This is a genomic window from Kitasatospora sp. NPDC057512 (assembly GCF_042802135.1).
In the GTDB taxonomy this organism is placed as follows: Bacteria; Actinomycetota; Actinomycetes; order Streptomycetales; family Streptomycetaceae; genus Kitasatospora.
Genome location: NZ_JBHVET010001142.1, coordinates 1 through 1,738 on the forward strand (window position 1 = coordinate 1; position 1,738 = coordinate 1,738).

2 protein-coding genes are annotated in these 1,738 nt (G+C 74.1%); one reads left to right on the plus strand and one right to left on the minus strand.

Features of this window, described 5'->3' with window-relative positions:
- Window positions 1–176 precede the first annotated feature (176 nt).
- The gene (locus ACFU6K_RS38390; RefSeq protein ID WP_380671210.1) at window positions 177–377 is read right to left on the minus strand and encodes a hypothetical protein; all 201 of its coding nucleotides are present in this window, start codon (window positions 375–377) and stop codon (window positions 177–179) included.
- A 406-nt stretch (window positions 378–783) separates the two neighbouring features.
- On the opposite strand from ACFU6K_RS38390, the gene ACFU6K_RS38395 reads away from it, so the two are divergent.
- Window positions 784–1,738 (plus strand): serine/threonine-protein kinase (locus tag ACFU6K_RS38395; RefSeq protein WP_380671212.1); only part of this gene is annotated, 955 nt, incomplete at its 3' end.

The following is a 1,738-nucleotide window of genomic DNA, read 5'->3' on the forward strand; positions in this document are numbered from 1 at the left end:
CCCTCACCGACGTCCGTACGCGGCATCTCCGCCTGCCGGGGCGCTCTGCGCACCGCTCACGCCCGTCCGCGTGTCATCGCGGCCGCGGCCTCCCCGGCGGCACCGCTCCCCGTCCCCAGGGGTTCGGTGCCCGTCTTCGACCGGCCTCGGGGCCGGTGTCCTTCTTCTTCTCCTGCTCAGCGGGCGATCAGATCGGCGACGGCCTGGGCCTGGTTCGCCATCTGCTCCCACCCTCCGAAGAGCAGCACCAGGAGCACGGCGCACGGCAGGGCCATGGCCACCGCCACGGCGGGGTGCCGGGTGGGCTGCTCGGCGGACCCCGTCCGGAGGGAGCCCTGCCGACGGCGGCGGAGGGTTCCCGTGAGCTGCGGTGGCATGTCCTGGCTCCTGATCCGGTCGAGTTGGCGCGGTGGACGGCTTACCTCGGGGGACGAGCTCCCCGTCCACCGCTGAGCACAACGCTATTGGTCGGGGGCCCCTCCGGGCGTCATGCCGTCGTACTGTTCCTCGGACGTCCCGGAGGATGACGATCGGACTTGAGGCCTACTACCGCAGGGGGACAGCGGGCTCATCCGACCCCCGGGGGAACCCTGAGGGGCAACCCCGAGAGGCCCTTCGACGGCCCTGTGACCTGCAGGTCAGCGCAAGATCCGACAATCGCACGGTGGCTACGGGTGTTGCGTATCAGCACACCGCAGCGGGCAGTCCGTAAGCTGTGCCAGACAGGAACTGACGATGGCCCAACCGACGGGGCCTCACCCACCGGCTGACGGGGAACGAAACATGGCGATGATGCGGCTGAGGCGTGAGGACCCCCGCATCGTCGGGCCGTACCGCCTGCACCGGCGACTGGGCGCCGGCGGCATGGGCGTGGTCTACCTCGGGTCCGACCGCCGCGGGCAGCGCGTCGCCCTCAAGCTGATCCGCGCCGAACTCGCCGAGGACCAGGAGTTCCGCACCCGCTTCGCCCGCGAGATCGCCGCCGCCTCCCGGATCCGGGGCGGCTGCACCGCGCGCGTGGTCGGCTCGGACATCGAGACCGAGCGGCCCTGGCTCGCCACCGCGTACGTCCCCGGGCCCTCGCTGTACAAGCGGGTCGGCGACGAAGGACCGCTGAACTGGCCCGAGGCGGCCCGGATCGGGGCCGCGCTGGCCGACGGACTCGTCAAGGTGCACGAGGCGGGAGTCGTCCACCGGGACCTCAAGCCGTCCAACATCCTGCTCTCACCCCGGGGCCCGCGGATCATCGACTTCGGCATCGCGTGGTCGCGCGGCGCCAGCACCCTCACCCACGTCGGCACCGCGGTCGGCTCCCCCGGCTTCCTCGCGCCCGAGCAGGTGCGCGGGGCCGCCGTCACCCCCGCCACCGACGTCTTCGCCTTCGGGGCCACCCTCGCGTACGCGCTCACCGGGGACACCCCGTTCGGGTCCGGGGCCTCCTCCGAAGTGATGCTGTACCGGGTCGTCCACGAGGAGCCCGACCTCTCGGCCGTACCGCCGCAACTGGCGCCGCTGATCCGGGCCTGCCTGGCCAAGGAACCCGCCGAACGGCCCGGGGCCGCCGCGCTGCACGAGCGGCTCAGCGAACTGGCGGCGCGCGGGACGGCGGCCGGGGCCTCCGGCGGCAGCCGCGCGGCGCGAGCCGGACGGGGCGGCCCCGCACCGGTTCCGGCCCCGGCCCCGGCCCCGCAGGAGAACGGCCGGCCCGGCGTGCCCGCCCCCGGGCGCTCTCCCGAAC

Excerpts from the sequence above, each read along its gene's own strand:
- ACFU6K_RS38390 (WP_380671210.1), bottom strand. The coding sequence starts at position 377 with ATGCCACCGCAGCTCACGGGAACCCTCCGCCGCCGTCGGCAGGGCTCC.